The 19,392-nt window shown below is 65.1% G+C and carries 21 protein-coding genes; 10 read left to right on the top strand and 11 right to left on the bottom strand.

Annotated elements, in window-relative coordinates; all coding sequences use genetic code 11:
* Positions 1–52: 52 nt before the first annotated feature.
* The gene (locus ACIGGF_RS07265) at positions 53–757 is read left to right on the top strand and encodes an EAL domain-containing protein (protein ID WP_397520717.1); all 705 of its coding nucleotides are present in this window, start codon (positions 53–55) and stop codon (positions 755–757) included.
* Positions 758–793: 36 nt separating this feature from the next.
* Entirely contained in the window at positions 794–2,716 is a 1,923-nt protein-coding gene (gene ggt / locus ACIGGF_RS07260; protein ID WP_397520716.1) for a gamma-glutamyltransferase, read from the top strand.
* Between the two features lie 12 nt (positions 2,717–2,728).
* Here ggt and ACIGGF_RS07255 read toward each other — a convergent pair whose 3' ends face one another.
* From ACIGGF_RS07255 to ACIGGF_RS07220, 8 genes are all read right to left on the bottom strand, one after another.
* Positions 2,729–3,406, bottom strand: a complete 678-nt coding sequence (locus ACIGGF_RS07255) for a response regulator (protein WP_397520703.1) — start codon at positions 3,404–3,406, stop codon at positions 2,729–2,731.
* Entirely contained in the window at positions 3,403–5,856 is a 2,454-nt protein-coding gene (locus ACIGGF_RS07250; protein ID WP_397520702.1) for an ATP-binding protein, read from the bottom strand. The genes ACIGGF_RS07255 and ACIGGF_RS07250 overlap by 4 nt, the downstream gene beginning before the upstream one ends.
* A 14-nt stretch (positions 5,857–5,870) precedes the next feature.
* Positions 5,871–6,500 carry a potassium-transporting ATPase subunit C gene (locus tag ACIGGF_RS07245; RefSeq protein ID WP_397520701.1) on the bottom strand — a complete coding sequence of 210 codons (630 nt, stop codon included), beginning with the start codon at positions 6,498–6,500 and terminating at the stop codon, positions 5,871–5,873.
* 2 nt (positions 6,501–6,502) lie between these two features.
* Complete coding sequence (gene kdpB, locus ACIGGF_RS07240) at positions 6,503–8,521, bottom strand: potassium-transporting ATPase subunit KdpB (RefSeq protein WP_397520700.1); 2,019 nt, start codon at positions 8,519–8,521, stop codon at positions 6,503–6,505.
* Positions 8,518–10,170 carry a potassium-transporting ATPase subunit KdpA gene (gene kdpA / locus ACIGGF_RS07235; RefSeq protein WP_397520699.1) on the bottom strand — a complete coding sequence of 551 codons (1,653 nt, stop codon included), beginning with the start codon at positions 10,168–10,170 and terminating at the stop codon, positions 8,518–8,520. Before kdpA ends, kdpB begins: the two co-directional genes overlap by 4 nt.
* Before the next feature lies 1 nt (position 10,171).
* Positions 10,172–10,255, bottom strand: a complete 84-nt coding sequence (locus tag ACIGGF_RS07230; protein ID WP_222093319.1) for a potassium-transporting ATPase subunit F — start codon at positions 10,253–10,255, stop codon at positions 10,172–10,174.
* Between the two features lie 102 nt (positions 10,256–10,357).
* A complete protein-coding gene (locus ACIGGF_RS07225; protein ID WP_397520698.1) occupies positions 10,358–10,816 on the bottom strand; it encodes a hypothetical protein in 459 nt (152 codons plus the stop codon).
* Complete coding sequence (locus ACIGGF_RS07220) at positions 10,801–11,358, bottom strand: RNA polymerase sigma factor (protein ID WP_397520697.1); 558 nt, start codon at positions 11,356–11,358, stop codon at positions 10,801–10,803. The genes ACIGGF_RS07225 and ACIGGF_RS07220 overlap by 16 nt, the downstream gene beginning before the upstream one ends.
* Positions 11,359–11,481: 123 nt before the next feature.
* Here ACIGGF_RS07220 and ACIGGF_RS07215 point away from each other — a divergent pair, with 123 nt between their 5' ends.
* The 7 genes from ACIGGF_RS07215 to ACIGGF_RS07185 are packed head-to-tail and all read left to right on the top strand — an operon-like array spanning position 11,482 to position 14,246.
* Positions 11,482–11,970, top strand: a complete 489-nt coding sequence (locus ACIGGF_RS07215; RefSeq protein ID WP_397520696.1) for an Asp23/Gls24 family envelope stress response protein — start codon at positions 11,482–11,484, stop codon at positions 11,968–11,970.
* Between the two features lie 11 nt (positions 11,971–11,981).
* Positions 11,982–12,257: an Asp23/Gls24 family envelope stress response protein gene (locus tag ACIGGF_RS07210; RefSeq protein ID WP_397520695.1), complete on the top strand. Its 276-nt coding sequence runs from the start codon at positions 11,982–11,984 to the stop codon at positions 12,255–12,257.
* Between the two features lie 19 nt (positions 12,258–12,276).
* A complete protein-coding gene (locus ACIGGF_RS07205) occupies positions 12,277–12,561 on the top strand; it encodes a hypothetical protein (protein ID WP_397520694.1) in 285 nt (94 codons plus the stop codon).
* 15 nt (positions 12,562–12,576) lie between these two features.
* Complete coding sequence (locus ACIGGF_RS07200; RefSeq protein WP_027495126.1) at positions 12,577–12,756, top strand: hypothetical protein; 180 nt, start codon at positions 12,577–12,579, stop codon at positions 12,754–12,756.
* The gene (locus ACIGGF_RS07195; RefSeq protein ID WP_397520693.1) at positions 12,749–13,117 is read left to right on the top strand and encodes an Asp23/Gls24 family envelope stress response protein; all 369 of its coding nucleotides are present in this window, start codon (positions 12,749–12,751) and stop codon (positions 13,115–13,117) included. Before ACIGGF_RS07200 ends, ACIGGF_RS07195 begins: the two co-directional genes overlap by 8 nt.
* The gene (locus ACIGGF_RS07190) at positions 13,114–13,656 is read left to right on the top strand and encodes a DUF6286 domain-containing protein (RefSeq protein ID WP_397520692.1); all 543 of its coding nucleotides are present in this window, start codon (positions 13,114–13,116) and stop codon (positions 13,654–13,656) included. Before ACIGGF_RS07195 ends, ACIGGF_RS07190 begins: the two co-directional genes overlap by 4 nt.
* The gene (locus ACIGGF_RS07185; RefSeq protein ID WP_397520691.1) at positions 13,653–14,246 is read left to right on the top strand and encodes a hypothetical protein; all 594 of its coding nucleotides are present in this window, start codon (positions 13,653–13,655) and stop codon (positions 14,244–14,246) included. Before ACIGGF_RS07190 ends, ACIGGF_RS07185 begins: the two co-directional genes overlap by 4 nt.
* Here the strand turns inward: ACIGGF_RS07185 and ACIGGF_RS07180 are convergent.
* From ACIGGF_RS07180 to ACIGGF_RS07170, 3 genes are read right to left on the bottom strand one after another with little or no spacing between them, the layout of a single operon-like run.
* Positions 14,243–15,199 carry an endonuclease/exonuclease/phosphatase family protein gene (locus tag ACIGGF_RS07180; protein WP_397520690.1) on the bottom strand — a complete coding sequence of 319 codons (957 nt, stop codon included), beginning with the start codon at positions 15,197–15,199 and terminating at the stop codon, positions 14,243–14,245. The genes ACIGGF_RS07185 and ACIGGF_RS07180 overlap by 4 nt on opposite strands.
* A gap of 14 nt (positions 15,200–15,213) precedes the next feature.
* A complete protein-coding gene (locus ACIGGF_RS07175; protein WP_397520689.1) occupies positions 15,214–16,512 on the bottom strand; it encodes a lipase family protein in 1,299 nt (432 codons plus the stop codon).
* Between the two features lie 60 nt (positions 16,513–16,572).
* Positions 16,573–17,856: an HNH endonuclease signature motif containing protein gene (locus ACIGGF_RS07170; protein WP_397520688.1), complete on the bottom strand. Its 1,284-nt coding sequence runs from the start codon at positions 17,854–17,856 to the stop codon at positions 16,573–16,575.
* Positions 17,857–18,084: 228 nt separating this feature from the next.
* Between ACIGGF_RS07170 and ACIGGF_RS07165 the strand changes: the two genes are divergently transcribed.
* Positions 18,085–19,329: a molybdopterin-dependent oxidoreductase gene (locus tag ACIGGF_RS07165; protein ID WP_397520715.1), complete on the top strand. Its 1,245-nt coding sequence runs from the start codon at positions 18,085–18,087 to the stop codon at positions 19,327–19,329.
* The last annotated feature ends 63 nt before the right edge of the window (positions 19,330–19,392 follow it).

Here is a 19,392-nt window from a genome sequence, read left to right as displayed (position 1 = left end):
TCGGTTGTCGGTGCAGTTGTGGTAACCACACCGATACCGGAGGTCCTCACCTATCTGTCGCTGCCACGCCGTCCACAACGTCCCTGGTCATTACATCTACGAAGCCCTCGTCCGCTGGAACAGGGAGGGGCGGGTGTGCACTCCCAACGAATTCATCCCGATTGCCGAATCGACCGGTCTGATCAAGGAAATCGGAGAATGGGTGCTGCGGTCTGCACTCTCGGATCTGGTGACGCTGCGTGCTCACGGCCAAGACGTCACGATGTCGGTGAACGTGTCCCCGATGCAATTGCGGGACGATTCGCTGCCCACCATCGTGGCAGCACTCCTGAACGAGTACGGCCTCAGCGGAGCAGATCTGGCGCTCGAGATCACCGAAAGCGTTCTGATCGACGACCTGGGCACCGCGAAGAGCCTTCTCGACCGCCTGGCTGCCCTGGGTGTGCTCATCGTGCTCGACGACTTCGGCATCGGCTACTCCTCGTTGAACAGGTTGCGCGCGATGCCGATCGCGTTGCTCAAGATCGACAAATCTTTCGTGCACGAGATCGGACGGTCCGAATCCGACACTCGACTGATTCGCGCGATCGTCGCCATGGCGTCGGCGCTGCCGGTGAACACCGTGGCCGAAGGTGTCGAAACAGAGAAGCAGGCCTCGATCATCGAGTCACTCGAATGCCGGTTCGCGCAGGGCTTCTTGTTCGGTCGGCCCGCGCCCATCGCACACTGGCTCCTCGAATCCGCGCAGCAACGGTGATCACGGTGTTAGCGTCGGGCGGTGTCTGCAACCGGAATGCGCCCACTCCGCTCCGCCGCTCTTGCCTGTGCCCTCCTGCTGGTCCCGCTCGCTGCGTGCAGCAGTAGCGACAGCACGGACGCCGACTCCGCCGCCGAGAACAGTTGCGTCCTCGGTGCCAGTGGCGGCACTCCGGTAGGCAAAGCTCCGAGCGCCGGCTCCGGCGACATCTCGACCAACCCGGAAGTGGCAACCGGGTACCGCTCCGACATGAATCCGGTGGAGACACCGTCGTACTCGGTGTCCACCGCCAATCCGGTCTCCACCGAGGCAGCGTGCGAGGTACTACGCGACGGCGGGACGGCCGCCGACGCATTAATCGTTGCCCAGACGGTGCTCGGTCTGGTCGAACCGCAGTCGTCCGGAATCGGCGGCGGTGCCTTCCTCATGTCCTACGACGCCGCCACCGGGGACGTGCAGAGCTACGACGGCCGCGAGACTGCCCCGATGAGCGCCACCGGCGACTACCTGCGCTACATCGACGACGCGAACCGCACTGTGCCGCAACCCGATGCGCGGTCCAGCGGCCGGTCGATCGGCGTGCCGGGCGTTGTCCGCATGCTCGAGCAGGCGCACGAGGATCACGGCGACAAGCCGTGGGCAGATCTCTTCCAGCCCGCTATCGCTCTGGCCGACAACGGCATCGAGATCAGTCCACGCATGGCCTCGTCCATCGCCGACTCGGCCCCGAAGCTCGCACTCGACCCTGCTTCGAAGGACTACTTCCTGCAACCGGACGGCACCGGAAAACCCGCCGGGACGGTCCTGAACAACCCGGCCATGTCGAAGACGTTGTCCGCCATCGCAACCGACGGTGCCGATGCCTTCTACACCGGCGACATCGCACAGGCCATCGTCGACGCGACCGCCGACACCACGGCCGGCCGTACCCCGGGGCAGATCACCCTCGACGACCTCGTGGGGTACGAGCCGAAGACTCGCACCGCCGTGTGCACCGAGTACCGCGACCACGACATCTGCGGCATGCCGGGCCCGTCGTCGGGCGGTATCGCGGTGGCGTCGACGATGGGCATCCTGTCGAACTTCGATCTCGCTCAGTACGCACCGACGGGCATGGACGCCGATGGCGGAACTCCGACAGCCGAGGGCGTACACCTCATCTCGGAGGCGGAGCGACTGGCCTACGCCGATCGCGACAAATACGTGGCCGATCCGGACTTCGTCCCGCTGCCCGGTGGCTCGCCCGATGCATTGCTCGATCCCGACTACCTCACCGAGCGAGCCGGACTCATCGACGAGGGCCGGTCGATGGGTACCGCACAGCCCGGCGACTTCGGCCCGGTGCAGTTCGCGTCGTCCACCGATCCCGAGTTCGGTACCAGCCACATCTCCGTCGTCGACAGTGCGGGCAACGCAGCCTCGATGACGACAACAGTCGAATCGGCTTTCGGCTCGTTCCACATGGTCGACGGGTTCTTGCTCAACAATCAGCTCACCGACTTCTCCGCATCGCCCGTGTCCGACGACGGAACTCCGGTGGCCAATCGCGTCGAGCCGGGCAAGCGTCCGCGCAGCTCGATGGCCCCGACGTTGGTCTTCGATCGCGGCGACGACGGCGAGCGCGGCGATCTCGTGCTCGTCGCCGGATCTCCTGGTGGCTCGGTCATCATCCAGTTCGTCGTCAAAACATTGGTGGGACTGCTCGATTGGGACATGAATCCACAGCAGGCAGTGTCGATGGTCGACTTCGGCGCGGCCAACACTCCGTCGACCAACTACGGCGGCGAGCACCCGAACGTGATGGGCGAGGACGATCCCGTGGTGGTGAAGTTGCGCGAGATGGGCCATCAGGTCTCGGTCGCAGATCAGTCGAGCGGGCTGAGCGCTCTGCAACGCACCGACGGCGGTTGGATCGGGGGAGCGGACCCGCGACGTGAGGGCGAGGTGCTCGGTGGATAGGTGCGAGCGCGCTCAACTCACGAATCGATAGCCCATGCCGGTTTCGGTGATCAGATGCACCGGAGCGGCCGGGTCGCGTTCCAATTTCTGTCGTAATTGTCCGAGATAGATTCGTAGATAGTGTGTTTCACGCTCGTGGCCGGGGCCCCAGACGGTACGCAGGATGTCCTTCTGCGACACCAGCTTGCCCTCGTTTCGCACGAGGAGTTCCAGGACTCCCCATTCGGTTCGGGTCAGGTGCACGCTCGCGCCCTCCCGTACCACGGTCTTCGCGGCGAGGTCGACGGTGAAATCCGCGGTCTCGACGACGGGGTCCGCCACGGCCTGCGGACCTCGTCGCAACGCGGCACGTAATCGCGCCAGCAGCTCGTCCATACCGAACGGCTTGGTCACGAAGTCGTCGGCTCCGGCATCGAGGGCTTCGACGGTGTCGGCCGAGTCGGTCCGTGCCGAGAGCACCAGAATCGGCACCTCGGTCCACCCGCGCAGCCCGGCAATGACATCGATACCGTCGATATCGGGGAGGCCGAGATCGAGAATCACGATGTCCGGGTGGAAGTTCGCGGCCACCCGCAGCGCCTCGCCCCCGGTTGCGGCGCTCACCACCTCGAACCCGCGCACGTTGAGATTGATTCGCAGCGCTCGCACGATCTGCGGCTCGTCGTCGACGACGAGCGCCCGTACCTTCACCTGCTGGCCGCCTTCAGCTCGACCGTCATCGTCAGCCCGCCGCCGACGGTGTTCGATGCAGTGACGGTACCGCCCATGGCTCGGACGAACCCGCGCACCACGGACAGTCCCAGCCCGACGCCCACCGAGTTGTCGCGATCCCCGAGACGTTGGAACGCGTCGAACATCGTCTGCTCGGCTCCATCGACGATGCCGGGGCCGTGATCGATCACCGAGATGGTCGCACGCTCGCCGTGCACGGCAGCTCTGATGGTGATGTCGCCGGCGGGTGCGTAACGAGCGCTGTTGTCCACCAGATTCGCCAGCACCCGCTCGAGCAGTCCCGGGTCCGCCACTACCTCGACATCACCCACCTCTATCCGAACCCGGTCGTCTGCCTGGGACAGTGCGCCGCTCAGGACGTCGTCGACGAAGACCGGACGCAAACTCGGTTGCACCACACCGGCTTGCAGCCGCGAGGAGTCGAGCAGATTGCTCACCAACGCGGTCAGCTGATCGGCAGATTCGTCGATGGTGGCGAGCAGTTCGTCGGTGTCCTCGGGCGAGAACTGGACATCGGTGCTGCGCAGAGACGAGGACGCCGCCTTGACGGCGGCCAACGGCGTCCGAAGATCGTGGCTGACGGCCGAGAGCAATGCTCGACGCAGCGCGTCGGCCTCGGCGAGCGCGTTGGCTCGGCTGGCTTCCTCGGCGAGTCGGGCCTGACGAACCATGCCCGCAGCCTGGTTCGCCACCGCCGCCAGCACTCGTCGATCGTGTGCGCGAGTGCGGTCGCCGGCCAGGAGCAGGGTGAATTCCCCGGTACCGATCTCGGTGTCGGCGTCGCCCCTGCCTGTGGGCGCACCGACCCCCGTGGTGCCGACGACCGCGGCGGACTCGTTGTCCCACAGCGATACTCCAGCCTGGCTGTAGGTCTCACGCGCCCGTTCGAGCAGCGCTGTCAGATCTGCTCCCCGAAGAACGGATCCGGCGAACAGAGTCAGTAACTCGGCTTCCTGCGACGCTCGTCGAGCCTGCCGAGTTCGCCGCGCCGCGGCGTCGACCAGGGCGGCCACTGCGATGGCGACGAAGAGCAGGACGACGGCGACGACGAAGTTCTCCGGCTCGGCGATCGTGAGGCTGTACAGAGGCGCAGTGAAGAAGTAGTTCAGCAGGAATCCGGCGATCAACGCCGACAGTGCAGCAGGCGCAACACCTCCCAGCAGTGCGACACACAGCACCACCATGAAGAACAGCGCACTTTCCCCGCTCGGACCGAAATTGGGACCGACCCAATTGAGCACCGTCGCGGCCAGACACGGGACGACGACTGCCGCTACCCACGCGAGGAGGCGTCGACGACCTGAGTCGACCTGAAGTCGCCAGCGCCGCGCCCGTTGATCGTGAGTGACCATGTGCACGTCGATCTTTCCGGAATGCTGCACTACCGCAGCACCGATGCCCTCGTCCAGAATTCGAGCCACGCGAGACCGTCTCGAGGTACCGATCACCAGCTGAGTCGCATTCACTCCGCGAGCGAAGTCGAGCAGAGTGGTGGGTACGTCGTCCCCGACCACGCTGTGCACGCTGGCACCGAGCCCTGCTGCGAGCTTGCGCACCGAACCCATCTGTGGGGCCGAGACACCCATCAGCCCGTCGCCGCGAACGATGTGCAGCACCATCAGTTCGGCACTGGACTTCGAGGCGATCCGACTCGCGCGCCGCAGCAGCGTCTCCGATTCCGGCCCACCGGTCACCGCCACCACGACACGCTCACGCGCCTCCCAGGTGTCGGTGATTCGGTTCTCACTGCGGTATTTCACCAGAGCGGCATCGACCTGATCGGCGATCCACAACAGTGCGAGCTCGCGCAAGGCCGTCAGATTGCCCCGGCGAAAGTAGTTGCTCAGTGCCGCGTCCACCTTCTCGGCGGCGTAGACATTCCCGTGCCGCAATCTGCTGCGCAGCGCCTCCGGAGTGATATCGACCAGCTCGACCTGGCCGGCACCACGAACCACGCTGTCGGGCACTGTTTCTCGCTGCGGAACCCCGGTGATCTGATGCACCACGTCGTTGAGCGATTCGAGATGCTGCACATTGAGTGTCGAGATGACATCGATGCCCGCATCCAACAGGTCCTCGACATCCTCCCACCGCTTGCCGTGCACACTCCCCGGAGTGTTGGTGTGCGCCAATTCGTCGACCAGCACCACCTGGGGCCGCCGCGCCAGTACCGCCTCGAGATCGAGCTCCTCCGCCGCCGATCCGCGATACTCGACGAGACGAGGCGGGACCACCTCGATCCCGTCGAGTGCAGCAATCGTCCGCTCTCGGCCGTGCGTCTCGACCAGGGCAGCAACCACGTCGCAGCCCCTGTCCTGACGCCGATGCGCCTCACCGAGCATGGCGAAGGTCTTGCCGACGCCGGGTGCCGCGCCCAGATAGATGCGCAGCTCACCTCTGTCCGGCACGGCCTTCTCCTGTCTCAGCTGCAGGGGCTGGTCAAGCCCAGCGCCACGTTGAGCTCCGGCACATTGACCGCCTTCGCCCCGAGAACACCGTACTGCGGTCCAGCGGTGTACTCGGCGACCAAGGCCTCGACGTCGCCGACACTCATGCCGTTGACCTCGGCGACCCGCGGCACCTGCAGCGCGGCGTACTCCGGACTGATGGCGGGGTCGACCCCCGAACCGGAACCGGTGATGGCGTCCGGGGGAACAGCGGCAGGGTCGACGCTCTCTCGTGCGGCGATGGCGGCGCGACGCTGCTCGATGAACGACGCGAGTACCTCGCTCGACGGCCCCTGGTTGGTCGGCAATGCGGCCGCCGGATCTCCCGGAGCGAACGCGTCGTCGTCCGACACCGATCCGGTCACGCGGGTGTGGAAGTACGGATCCGGTTCTCCGGGAGCAACCTGCGGATCGACCCCGATCAAGGAGCTGCCGACGACGCAGCCCTGGACGTCGCGCAGCGGCGACCCCTCGGCGGAGTCGGTTCCGATGCGACTGATGCCCCAGACCAGGGCCGGGTAACCGATGCCGAGAACGACGGTCAACGCCAGCAGCACTGCGAAGCCGGCCACGACCTGTCGAAGAAATCCCTGTACGAAGCGCATGATCAACCTATCCCTGGAATGTGTCGAACGAGTAGATCGATGAGCCAGATCCCGACGAACGGGCTGACGACGCCGCCGACGCCGTAGACCAGCAGGTTGCGCCGCAGCAGTGCTGCCGCCGACGCGGGGGTGTATCGAACACCTTTGAGCGCCAACGGAATCAGTGCGACGATGACCAGCGCATTGAAGATCACTGCGGACAGGATCGCCGATTCCGGTGTGGCCAGACGCATGATGTTGAGCCCGCCCAGCTGCGGATAGACGGTGGAGAACATCGCCGGCAGGATGGCGAAGTACTTCGCCAGATCGTTGGCCAGTGAGAACGTCGTCAGCGCTCCGCGGGTGATGAGCAGTTGCTTACCGATCTCGACGATCTCGATCAACTTGGTGGGGTCGGAATCGAGGTCCACCATGTTGCCGGCTTCCTTGGCGGCGGAGGTGCCGGTGTTCATCGCGACACCGACGTCCGCCTGCGCGAGAGCCGGGGCGTCGTTGGTGCCATCGCCGGTCATCGCGACCAGCCGTCCGCCCTCCTGCTCCTGCCGGATGAGCGTGAGCTTGTCCTCCGGCGTCGCCTCGGCCAAGTAGTCGTCGACACCGGCCTCGGCCGCGATGGCCTTCGCGGTCAGCGGATTGTCTCCGGTCACCATCACGGTGCGAATGCCCATGGCGCGCAGCTGAGCGAACCGCTCGGCGATGCCCGGCTTGACCACGTCGGAGAGCTCGATGACGCCCAGAGCCCGGGTGCCACTGCCGGTTTCGCGGACAGCCACCACCAGCGGGGTGCCGCCGTTCTGCGCGATGTCGTGCACGGTGTCGTCGAGCGGGGCCGTGGCGTCCAAATCAGCCACTCCGCCGCCCTCACGAATCCACTCGTACACCGAATCCGCCGCCCCCTTACGAATTTCCATCCCCGGCAGGTCGAGGCCGCTCATCCGAGTCTGCGCCGTGAATGCCACGAATTCGCCGCGCTCGGATTCTTCTTCGTCCATCACGGATTCGAAGTCACGCTCGACCAGTTCGACGATGCTGCGTCCCTCGGGGGTGCCGTCGGCGAGGGAGGAGAGTCTGGCAGCCCGCGCCAACTCGGCCGCGTCGATGCCGGTGGCCGGGTGCAGTCCGGTCGCGCGGCGATTGCCGAACGTGATGGTGCCGGTCTTGTCCATCAACAGGGTGTCGATGTCGCCGGCCGCCTCCACTGCGCGCCCGGACATCGCCAGCACGTTGCGCTGCACCAACCGGTCCATCCCTGCGATACCGATCGCCGACAGCAGGGCCCCGATGGTGGTGGGAATCAAGCAGACCAGCAATGCGATCAGCTGGATCGGATCCTGTTGCCTCCCTGCATAATTCGACATCGGCCCGATAGCGACCACCGCGAAGAGGAACACGATGGTCAGTGACGCGAGCAGGATGTTCAGAGCAATCTCGTTCGGCGTCTTCTGCCGAGCTGCACCCTCGACCAACGCGATCATCCGGTCGACGAACGTCTCACCCTGTGCTGCAGTGATTTTCACGACGATCTCGTCGGAGAGCACGATGGTTCCGCCCGTCACGGCAGAACGATCACCACCCGACTCGCGGACCACCGGAGCAGATTCACCGGTGATCGCGGACTCGTCGACGGTAGCGATGCCCTCGATCACGTCGCCGTCTCCGGGAATGACCTCGCCCGCCGAGACGATCACCTCGTCGCCGACCGCCAACTCCGCTCCGGCCACCTCCTCTACTCCGGCTGCTGTGCGTCGTCGAGCAACGCTGTCCTGCTTCACTTTCCGCAGGCTCGCAGCCTGAGCCTTGCCCCGGCCTTCGGCTACGGATTCGGCGAGGTTGGCGAACAGCACCGTGAACCACAGCCACCCGGTGACGAACCAGGCGAACACCGACGGCTGGGCGATCGAGAGCACGGTGGTGACGATCGAGCCGAGGAAGACGACGAACATGACCGGATTGCGGGCCAGATGCCGTGGGTCGAGCTTGCGGAACGCGCCGGGTACGGCCGTGGACAGTGACAGGTTCATTGCATGGCCTCTGCTATGGGTCCGAGAGCAAGTGCGGGGAAGAAGGTCAGGGCCGCGACCAGCACGGCCGTACCGATCAGCAAGGTGCCGAACAACGGTCCATCGGTGGGCAGGGTGCCGGCATTGGGGGCACTGCGTTTGGTCGTCGCCAGTGATCCGGCGAGGGCCAGCACAAGGACGATCGGCAGGAAGCGGCCGAGCAGCATCGCCACCCCCAGAGATATCTGGAACCAATCGCTGGTCACCGTGAGCCCGCCGAAGGCGCTGCCGTTGTTGTTCGACGCCGAGGCGTAGGCGTACAGCACCTCGGAGAAACCGTGAATGCCGGTGTTGCCCTGGTAGCTGGTCGTCGATTCCAGAATCACGGTGATGGACGTGCCGACGAGCACGAGGATCGGCATGACGAGCACCGACAACGCGGCCATCGTGATCGCCCGTCGGCCGAGCTTCTTGCCGAGAAACTCCGGAGTGCGGCCGACGAGCAAGCCCCCGACGAACACAGCGATGATGGCAAGGACCAGCAATCCGTACAGACCGGTGCCGACGCCACCCGGCGCGATCTCACCGAACAGCATGTTCAGTAGCACCGCACCACCACCGAGCGCCGACATACTGTCGTGGGCAGAATTGACTGCGCCGGTCGATGTTCCGGTGGTGGAGACGGCGAACAAGGCCGACGCCGGAATACCGAAGCGGACTTCCTTGCCTTCCATCATCGCGCCCGCAGCCGTTGCCGCGACTCCGCGAGTACCGGACTCGGCGAACAGCGTCACCGCCAGCAGCGTGGCCCACAGTGTTGCCATCACCGCCAGCAACGTCAGGCCCTGCTTCCGATTGCCGATCATCGTGCCGAAGGTGCGCGTGAGCGCCACCGGAATCAGCAACAGCGAGATGATCTGCACGATGTTCGTCAGCGGAGTCGGGTTCTCGAACGGATGCGCCGAGTTCGCTGCGAGGATGCCGCCGCCGTTGGTGCCCAGGACCTTGATCGCCTCCTGCGAGGCCACGGGCGCAAGCGCATTGGTGACCGTCTGTCCGTCCACACCGGTGGAGGTGAACCCGGTGGAGAAGGACATGATGGTTCCCTGCGTCAGCAAGATCACCGCTACGAGCAGCGAGAGCGGCAACAGGATGCGCAGTGTGCCACGGGTGAGATCGACCCAGAAGTTGCCGAGCTCGCCGCCGGTGGACACCCGTACGAAACCGCGAACCACGGCGATCGCGACTGCGAGACCGACTGCGGCGGAGACGAAGTTCTGCACCGCGAGGCCCAGCGGCTGCGTCAGATTGGACAGTGTCGTCTCGGGAACGTACGACTGCCAATTGGTATTGGTGACGAACGAGGCCGCGGTGTTGAACGCCATTGCCGGGCTGACTCCCGACAGGCCACCGTTCAGGGGCAATACACCTTGAACTCGTTGCAGCACAAACAGAAGTACGACGCCGGCGAACGAGAATCCCAGCAGGCTGGTGGAGTACCCGACCCAGGTCTGTTCGGACGCGGAGTTCACCCGTGCCACTCGATAGAGCAGACGCTCGACAGGGGTGTCTCGGGGCGAGTCGAACACCCGAGCCATGTAGTCACCGAGCGGCACGTACGCCGCCGCCAGAACTGCGATCACGACGCAGATCTGGAAGAACCCGGCCACGTCAGAACCTCTCCGGATCGAGGAGAGCGACGAACAGGTAGACCGCGACGAACGCGGCCACCACGAGACAGAGCAATTCGGTCATTGCTCGATCCTGGAGCCCGCCGACGAACCGAGCCGCGTTCCTTACGCTTTCCTACGCCGTCGACCAGCGGTCATGACGAAGTTTTTACGCCGGGACCTTCAGTCAGCGCTCCTCGATGTCGTCGACGCGAATCTCGACCGCATCTCGGACGAGGGTGACGCCGAGCAGCTGCCACACCGTGTCGATCGCGATGGTCGCGAGTTCGTCTCCCGCCGCCTGCAGGTCGTCGCCGTAGACCCCGATCACCGCGACGAACAGACCGATGCAGGCGTGATCGTCCAGGTCGAGTTCGATCTCGGTCGGCTGTGCGCCGCGCACGCCGGCGAGGGCGCGCCGAAGCGTGGTCTTGACGATGTGGTCGCTGACCCGCAACGAATCTGCCGGTCCGGCAGCGGAACCGGGAGGAAACGCGCTGTCGATCGGCCACGTGCGTCTGGTGGTGTTGCGGACCTTCGTGAGAATGGACGTGCTGATATCCACCCAATTCGCTTCTTGCGGTGCGTCCCGAAGTTCGGTGGCAGCACGCGCGAGAACCGAATCCGGCTCTACCGGGTTCGCCATGTTGCCAACCTTTCACTCAATGTTGCTCGTGCTCTGGTCAATTGACCTCGTACAGCTCCGGCCGACAACGTCATGATCGCGCCGATCTCGGGGTGCGTCAGACCCTCCACCTCGCGAAGCAGCCAGCAGGCCCGCTGACGGTAGGGCAGCTCGGCGAGGGCAGCCCCCAGCTCGGTCATGAAGCTGTCGGCTTCGACGTCGGCTTCCGGATCGCTACCCGCACCCGTGCTCTTGCGTTCGAATACCCAATCCTCCGCTGGAGGAACGCTACGACGTCGTCGATTGTCGATCACCTTGTGCGACACCAGCGAGAACAACCATGTTCGCAGTGCCGAGTCCCCACGAAAGTTGTCCAGACCCTTCCACGCTGCCACGAATGCGTCCTGCACCACCTCTTCGGCGGCCCCCTGATCGGACAACATGTTGCGCGCGTACCGAAACATCTCCGGGCCGTAACGCCGGACGATCTCCTCGAACGCATCGGTCTCGCCGAGCGCGGCAGCGCCGACGAGAACGCGGTCCGACGCGTCTACCCACTCCATCGGGCCCAGTCCTTCCTATATCGTGACGTAGATCACTTTACGTGGACGTGCGTTTCGACCATCCGGCTACGACCAACTCCTGTCACACACTCTGCATCAGAATCGAATCGAAGAGAGGCATTCATGAGCTCCACGACGGACACCAAGGCAACCGTATCCGCAGCAGGCGAGGGAAAGACCGACATCACCACCAAGTCGGATTCCGTTCTCGTCAGCTCGCAGGGCCGCACCACCATTGCCGATACCGTCGTCTCCAAGATCGCCGGCATCGCCACCCGTGAGGTTCAGGGAGTGCATGCAGTCGGCGGCGGAGCCAGCCGCGCGATCGGTGCTCTCCGTGAGCGCATCCCCGGTGCCCGCGTCAACCAGTCGCAGGGCGTCTCGGTCGAGGTCGGCGAGCGCCAGGCAGCTGTCGACATCGACATCGTCGCCGATTACGGCGTCTCCATCGCAGACCTCGCCGCGGGCATCCGCCGCAACGTCATCAACGCCGTCGAGCGTATGACCGGTCTCGAGGTCACCGAGGTCAACATCGTCGTCCACGACATCTTCCTCGACGACGGCTCGGAAGAGGACGACACCATCGAGCCCGCCACCACCCGAGTGCAGTGACCGAGCCGCACATGGCGGATCGTGACAGGTCCGAGGACATCGCCGACGCCGTTCTGGCGGTCGACGGTGTCGTCGGGCTGCACGGCGGCATGTTCGGTGAGGCCGCGACCTACCTGCCCGGACGCCGAATCGCCGGCATCCGAAGCGGCGAAAACGGAACCGAGGTACACGTGACACTGGAGTTCGGTGTTGCGGTCCGTGACACCGCCGACGCCGTGCGTCGCACCGTGGCCGCGATGGTCGACGGTCCCGTGCACGTCACCGTCGAGGACGTCGTGCGAGTCTGAATTGTGCGAGTCTGACCAGGTGAACGATCATGCAGCGCCCAGCCGAGCCGCCGAGTACAAGGCGGCTCGGCGCGCTGTGGCGCGTGAGCATCACCCCGACATCGGCGGAGACCCGGCTCGCTACCTTGCCGAACTCGCCGAGGTAGATCGAAAGTTCGCCGTACCTCCCCAGGCCCCCCTGGCTTTCGCGAGCCCGCCGACCGTGTTCCGCGCGTCGCCGATCCCGGCTCCCTTGCGCACTCTGCCCAAGCGCATTGCTCGAATCCACAAACGCGTCACCCGGCGCAACTACTTCGAACTCTGACTGGAGATCAAGACCATGACCACTGCAACCATCGGTTTGTTCGTGGGACTTCTGCTGGCCATCGCCGCAGCAGCCGGTGGTTTCACCGGCTTCCTCATCGCCATCGTCCTCGGCGGCCTGGGCTTCTTCGTCGGCCGCTACATCGACGGCGAGCTGGACCTCAACTCGATCATGCGTGGTCGCGGTCGTGACTGAGACAGCTGTGGAGCCCGGTGAGCGCGGCTCACTGGAAATCAAGCACAAAGCCGTCGAGCGTCTCGCTGTTCTCGCAGCTCGCAGCACCGACGCAGTCACCGACCGCCACCCAGGACTACGCGTCCTGGGCGGACGTGAACTGCCCAAGGCAGACGTGACGATCAGCGGCACACGCGTTCGCGCGAAAGTCGACGTGGCCGTCACCTGGCCGGCACCGCTGGCCGAGGTCGCCGCCAACGTCCGAGCAGCAGTAGCCAGAGACCTGTCCGAGCTGGGCATCTACACCGTCGACCGAGTCGACGTCACCGTGCAATGCGTGCCTGCCGAGACGGCCACCGACGACGAAGGGAGAGTCCAATGAGCGCCAAGACGAGCAAGAAGCCGGTAGCAACTCCCACCGCGGCCGTCCCCGCTGTTCTTTTCGCACTTCTCCTCATCGCGGCCGGCATCGTTCTCGGCCGCGAGGCGCTGCTGAAACTGGGCGCACTCGACGGACCGGAGTGGGTCGGCCCCGCTGCGGCACAGCTGGACGGACTCACCGCGCAGAGCTGGATGCTGCCGGGCGGTATCGCAGCAGTGGTCGTCGGATTCATCCTGGTGTTCGTCGCTGTCAAGCCCCGTCGACGTACGCACCGCGCCCTCACCGAGCAGGACGTCTGGCTCCGCAAGGGTGACGTCGCTGCCGTGGCTCGCGCCACCGCGCTCGACAACGCCGAAGTCGAGTCCGCGACGGCCAAGGCCGGCAACAAGAAGGTCACCGTTGCCGCGTCCACCGTGATGGGCACCGACACCTCGACCCTCAAATCCTCGATCGTCACCTCCGTGGACGACGCCCTCCGCCCACTCGCGTCGGCACCGAAAGTCCGCACCCGAGTGCGAACGACAGGACACACCTCATGAACCGCGTCAACGCTTCGGTCGACCGAACCAGCACGGCGGTCGTCGGACTCGCATTGATCGCCCTCGGCGGCGGAGCAGTCGCGTGGGAGCGCGGCAGGTTCCCGGGCCGGGAGCGCATCGACGCCGCTTTCGTCGACACCACCGTCGACGCCGGTTGGTGGCCGTGGGCTCTCGGAGCGGCCGCGATCGTCCTCGTTCTCATAGGCCTCCGGTGGCTCTTCGCGCACCTGCCTCGCCGTTCGGTCGGCATCGTCGCGCTCAGCCACACAGCGAATTCCGAGTCGTTGGCTTCCGACGTCGACGGCAAGCTCGGGGTCGATTTGAGCACGGCCGCCAAGAGTGCCGCCAAGTCGTTGGCAGCCCACGACGGCGTCGTGTCCGCATCCGGCCGCTCGGTGTCCGACCGCGGAGAGCGGGTCGTGGAGATCACTGCGACTCTCGACCCGGCCGTGACGTCGCTCGACACGATTTCCGCCGCAGCAGCACAGACTCGTGACGACATCTTGACGTCCCTGGAAGGAACGCCCGCTGCTGTGCGAATTCTGTTGCAGTGCGGCAAGTCTCGAAAGCAGTCCGCTCGCGTGAGCTAGAACTCGATCTCCCCGATCAGTCCATGATGATCCGATCCGGGGAGATCGATTCTGTCGAGCGATCGAGCATGGCCGCTGTTGGACAGAATGTGGTCGATGCCGATGACAGCAGGCGTGCCCTTGTCCGTGGGGTACGTCGGCACCAGGCCCTTACCCAATTGCGCTGCGGCGTCCGAATATCCGGCATCGAGGAGATTGCGGAACTTCTTGTGCGAATATGTCGTGTTGAAGTCTCCACTGACGATCACCGGCCCGGTTCGCGACACCGCCTCCACATCGTCTCGCAGCGTGTCCAATTCGGCGGTCCAGATGTCGGCCGGAGTGATGAAGGCAGGGCCGGGATGCACGGCCAGTAGTGAGATCGGCTCGGAGTCCGGAACTTCGATCCGGGTCGCAAGATTCATCGGGCCGTACCCGGCGAGTTCGCGGCTGCCGGACAGCGGCAGGCGACTGTAGATTCCGGCTCCGCCGCCGCCCGTCGCGTACGGCCGCAGAAAACTGTAGGGAAAGAGCTCGTCCATCCCGGCGTCACGCAGGCCGATCACCGACGCATCGGTCAATTCCTGGATCGTGACGACGTCGACGGTGTTTTCGCGCGCCTGATCCACCACCGACGTCGGATCAGCGCTCCCCACCATCAGATTCGCTTGCATCACGCGCACCCGCACACCGTCTTCGCTCGGTGCCGCGTCGGCTGTGTACAGCGGGGCGTACGAGAGCGCACCTGCTGCCAGCACCAGCGCCGAGACTCCCGCGAGAATCCACCGCCTACCGACGAGTGCCACGACGGCACCGAGTGCGACCGCGATGAACATCAGCGGAACGAACGACGCCAGTGCAATCAGCACGTTGATGCGGGTGTCGGTGTAGTAGGCACCCAACGCCACCAGCCCGGTCAGAATGCCCAACGTTGCGATCGTGCCGGTGAGTATCCGTACCCAGGTTCGCTGCATCGGTCCGAGGGTAGCTACGCCCGAACGCCGAGGGTGAGCGCGGTGAATGTTGTCCAGGTCAGGGACACCAGACCGCGAACCGCTGCGAACGAGAACGCCGTGGACCACACCGTGCGGGTGCAGGGCTCGGGCACCGGCACACCCGCGAATCGATCGGCGAGCCAATCCAACGTCAGTGGTGCGCCGAGCGGGTGCAGCGACAGGTGTTCGCTCAGCCGGTCTCGTAGGTACGTCACGTGAGCGCCGGCTTCGTTGTACCGCTCGACCTGCCCATCCACGTCATCGATCGCGATGATTCGGTCATGTACCGCTTGGATCACCAGAAGCGGAACCGACGGGGCGATGCGACCGGGCTGAATGTCGTGGAACACCTGAACGATCTCGGGCAGCGCGAGCAGGTCGGCCAGAGGAATATCGATGTAGTTGTCCAGATCGTGTTTGGCCAGGCGGGCGACGGCTCGGACGGTCGTCATCGACTCGACGGAATCGAGAATGCGCAACCCCTCCTCGTCGACGTACTGCCGAACGACCCGATCCAGATCCGGGTAGGTGCGCCGTAGACCCGCTACCACCAGCGTCGGCAATGCTGCGTGCAGCGTGGCATTGAGCCGGGTGAACGCCGAAGCCGGATCGCCGACGGGCGAGCCGAGTGCGGCACCGACCAGCTCGATCTCCGGCGCATACTCCGGGGCCATCTCCGCCGCCCAGGACGTTGCCAGCCCGCCGCCCGAGTAACCCCACAGTGCGACCGGCGTGCTGTCGTTCAACTCGAGCGGCTCGAACGACAGCACAGCACGAATGGCGTCGAGTGTGCAGAATCCGGGTTCCTTCGGCGCACCCCAGTGTCCGTCGGGTCCCTCGTGATCCGGAATCGAGATGGTCCACCCACGGCGTAGGGCATGCAGAACCAGCAGGAACTCGAACTGCGGAACCGCCCCGAACGCCTTCGCGCCGCGGCGAAGGGCATAGGACGGGAAACACGAGGACGCAACGCCGTCGATCGCGCACTGATACGACAGCAGCACCGGCTCGGCATCCTGTGGCCGCAACACCGTCGTGACGCCGGCCTGCGGAAACCCGCCCAGATCGACGGTGCGGTAGAGCAGCTGCCAGGCGTCGACTCGTTGACGCACCCGACCGAACATCGCGACCTCGACCGGCCTGACCCTCAGAATCGTCCCCGGTCGAGCCGCTTCGTAACCCTCGGGCGCGACGTAGAAGGAATCGTCCTCGGGCCTGGTCGCGTCGCTGCGCATCGGTGCTCGTTCCACCGGCCAGGACTGTTCGTCCTCCATCGATCTGTCGACGCTCATGTGCCACCGCTTCTTGTCCGAGTCTCTTCGTCACACTAACTTGCCCTCAACGACCTCATTTCATGCAGCCTGCTGCCAATTGGTGATCAGAACGTCGGTCGCGTAGCTGAGGTCGAGGCCTTCACCACCCCAGTTCGGGACGATGGCGTCGGGCGCGATCCCGTCGTATCGTCGCCGAAGTTCCTCCGCATCACCGGCGGTCACCGGAGCGTGAATCATCGCGATCCCCGAAGGATGGTGAAACGAGAAGCGTTGATCACCGACGGCGTCGATGAAGAAGTACCCGTCGTGCAGCGCTCGATGGTGTTCACCGCACAGCAGGACCAGATTGTCGAGTGACGTGGCACCTCCCCGTGAGCGGTAGGTGACGTGATGAGCGTGCAGGAATCGGGTGCGCTCGCAACCCGGCACCGTGCAGCATCTATCTCGAATGATCAACTGACGCAACTGGGTACGGCCCGGCGCTTTCGCAGTCGAACTCCACCGCACAGTTTTTCCCAGCCGGCCGTGGCCGACGGTTCGCATGACCGCGGAACACAGCACCTGCGCGAGAGTCTCGTCGTCGAGGCCGGGCCCGTCGTCGAAATGAGCATGATCGCATCCGGCTTCGGTGCTGTTGCCGATATGGACCAACACCTCCGCAGCCGGCGAAACGACCGGAGAATCCACCGCAGCGCAGACCATCTCGGCCATGGCAATCATCGCCGGCACCGGGTTGGGCGGTGCAGGGGCTGCCCGGTCGCCCTCGGATTCGTCCTCGGTTCGCGTCCGCTCGTACTCTGCCCTGGTCAACGCGGCGAGAAGCCGCTTACCGTCCTCGGGCCGAAAGCGTGCAGTCAGAACGAGCGAGCCGTCTTCCTCATCCCACCGCCACCGCCCGGTACACGGATCGAGGTCGACGCCATTGCCCCTGGTAGGACGCATTGCCTTCTTCAGACCGCGGCAGAGACGTTCGATGTGCGCAGCGGGTGCGTCGAGCGCCTTCTGCAGCAACGACGCCTCGTTCTCGGCCGTGGCCACCCGCGTCATCGCGCGCACCTTGGAGTACGAGATGGTGCCGCTCAGGTACGCCGAGGTGATCAGCGGCAGCTCACGCATCGCCTTGGCCACGCGCACCTGCTCACGGGCCGTGTGCAGATCGACTCCCGCACGCCAGGACAACCAGTGCGCACAGGACCGCATTTCCCAGGCGGCCCATCCGCGTCGAGAATCGAACTCACCCACCAGAATCAGATACTGCGCCGACGCCGCAGCGATCTGACCGGCCAGAGCGCAGATCTCGGTCTCGATATCTCTCGTCTCGATCCGCCCCGCCTCGGATCCCACCTCGGCCATGTCGATCATGAACGCCCCCATTCATCGAATGCATGTTCGAGCAATGTACGACGAGGCACCGACAGGAAACTTCTCGATGGGCCCGACGCGTCCCCGCGGGGACGTCTCGAGCTTGCTTTCTCACTGTTGGGCCCGATACTGACACCAGATGCTGGTTCCGACGAAGGGTGGCACGTGAGCGACGACCCGACGGCACGAGAACAGGCCACGAGGCATCCGGCATCGGAGGCGCAGCGAATGCCCTACATGGCCGACGACCGCAACCCTCTCGCGCGCTTCAGCAGTCCGCTGCGGGGAACATGGTTGACGTCGCTGTTCGGCGCAGTGCTGCTCGTTGCACTGCCGATCATCACGGTGACGGGGCTGCTCTCGTACAGCGCCTACGGACCCCAGTTCGGCCAGGCCAGACCCGGTGACGTGGGGTGGTTACGGCTGCCGCACTTCGACTGGCCCACCGATCCGGCCTGGCTGTATCAACTCACGCAGGGCCTGCACGTCGGGCTCGGGCTCATCATCGTGCCGCTCGTCATCGCCAAACTGTGGTCGGTGATGCCCAAGCTCGTCGAGCTGCCGCCGGTGCGGTCACCTGCCCACGCGCTCGAAAGACTGTCGCTGTTGGCACTGGTCGGAGGTCTGCTGTTCGAGATCGTCACCGGTGTTCTCAACATCCAGTACGACTACGTGTTCGGTTTCGACTTCTACGCCGCCCACTACTTCGGTGCCTGGGTGTTCATTTCCGGATTTCTCGTCCACCTGTGCCTCAAGGTCCCGCTCATGTGGCGCACCCTGAGGTCGGAATCGCTGATGGACGTGCTGCGCGCCCGCAACGAAGCTCCGGATCAGCAGGACGACGACAATGCCCCGGCGACCATGACCCGACGCGGTGCCATCGGCTTGGTGGCCGCTGGAATGGGGTTCGTCGCTGTGCTGACGGTCGGTCAGACGCTCGGCGGCGTGCTGCGCAAGGCGGCGATTCTGTTGCCCCGCGGGCGTTCGTACGGTGACGGCCCCAACGACTTTCAGATCAACCGAACGGCCGAGGCTGCGGGCATCACCGAGGCGCAGACCGGGGCTGACTGGCAATTGACGATCAGCAGCGCAGCCGAGGACGCGGTCCCCATCGTATTGTCCCGAGGCAGGCTGCTGTCGATGCCGCAGCGCACCGCCGAACTTCCGATCGCGTGCGTCGAAGGTTGGTCCACCACACAGACGTGGACCGGCGTGCCGTTGGCCGAACTCGCCGCGCTGGCAGGCGTACCCGCACCGCGATCGGCGGAGGTGAGCTCGCTGGAGCAGAACGGCGCGTTCACCCGTGCGGTACTGCAGGGAAACCAAGCGGCGCATCCGAACTCGCTGCTGGCCTTGAAGGTCAACGGTGTCGATCTTTCGCTCGATCACGGATTTCCCGCCCGCGTGATCGTTCCGGCTCTTCCGGGGGTCCACAACACCAAATGGGTTGCGCGCATCGTGTTCCGACCGTGACTTGCCACGACCGGCCGTGTCGTAAAGAGTGACACAGGCCACCGAGCAGTCGCCGGCACGTGA

This window comes from Rhodococcus sp. NPDC078407 (assembly GCF_044542515.1).
Taxonomy (GTDB): Bacteria; Actinomycetota; Actinomycetes; order Mycobacteriales; family Mycobacteriaceae; genus Rhodococcoides.
This window is presented reverse-complemented; position numbering and strand designations above follow the sequence as displayed.

Bases quoted from the DNA above. Each gene is read 5' to 3' on its own strand.
- ACIGGF_RS07225 (WP_397520698.1), bottom strand. From the start codon at position 10,816: ATGGCGAACCCGGTAGAGCCGGATTCGGTTCTCGCGCGTGCTGCCACC.
- ACIGGF_RS07245 (WP_397520701.1), bottom strand. From the start codon at position 6,500: ATGCGCTTCGTACAGGGATTTCTTCGACAGGTCGTGGCCGGCTTCGCA.
- ACIGGF_RS07165 (WP_397520715.1), top strand. From the start codon at position 18,085: ATGCCCTACATGGCCGACGACCGCAACCCTCTCGCGCGCTTCAGCAGT.
- ACIGGF_RS07185 (WP_397520691.1), top strand. From the start codon at position 13,653: ATGAACCGCGTCAACGCTTCGGTCGACCGAACCAGCACGGCGGTCGTC.
- ACIGGF_RS07180 (WP_397520690.1), bottom strand. From the start codon at position 15,199: ATGCAGCGAACCTGGGTACGGATACTCACCGGCACGATCGCAACGTTG.
- ACIGGF_RS07230 (WP_222093319.1), bottom strand. From the start codon at position 10,255: ATGACCGAATTGCTCTGTCTCGTGGTGGCCGCGTTCGTCGCGGTCTAC.
- ACIGGF_RS07215 (WP_397520696.1), top strand. From the start codon at position 11,482: ATGAGCTCCACGACGGACACCAAGGCAACCGTATCCGCAGCAGGCGAG.
- kdpB (WP_397520700.1), bottom strand. From the start codon at position 8,521: ATGAACCTGTCACTGTCCACGGCCGTACCCGGCGCGTTCCGCAAGCTC.
- ACIGGF_RS07200 (WP_027495126.1), top strand. From the start codon at position 12,577: ATGACCACTGCAACCATCGGTTTGTTCGTGGGACTTCTGCTGGCCATC.
- ggt (WP_397520716.1), top strand. From the start codon at position 794: ATGCGCCCACTCCGCTCCGCCGCTCTTGCCTGTGCCCTCCTGCTGGTC.
- ACIGGF_RS07170 (WP_397520688.1), bottom strand. From the start codon at position 17,856: ATGATCGACATGGCCGAGGTGGGATCCGAGGCGGGGCGGATCGAGACG.
- ACIGGF_RS07220 (WP_397520697.1), bottom strand. From the start codon at position 11,358: ATGGAGTGGGTAGACGCGTCGGACCGCGTTCTCGTCGGCGCTGCCGCG.
- ACIGGF_RS07190 (WP_397520692.1), top strand. From the start codon at position 13,114: ATGAGCGCCAAGACGAGCAAGAAGCCGGTAGCAACTCCCACCGCGGCC.
- ACIGGF_RS07210 (WP_397520695.1), top strand. From the start codon at position 11,982: ATGGCGGATCGTGACAGGTCCGAGGACATCGCCGACGCCGTTCTGGCG.
- ACIGGF_RS07175 (WP_397520689.1), bottom strand. From the start codon at position 16,512: ATGAGCGTCGACAGATCGATGGAGGACGAACAGTCCTGGCCGGTGGAA.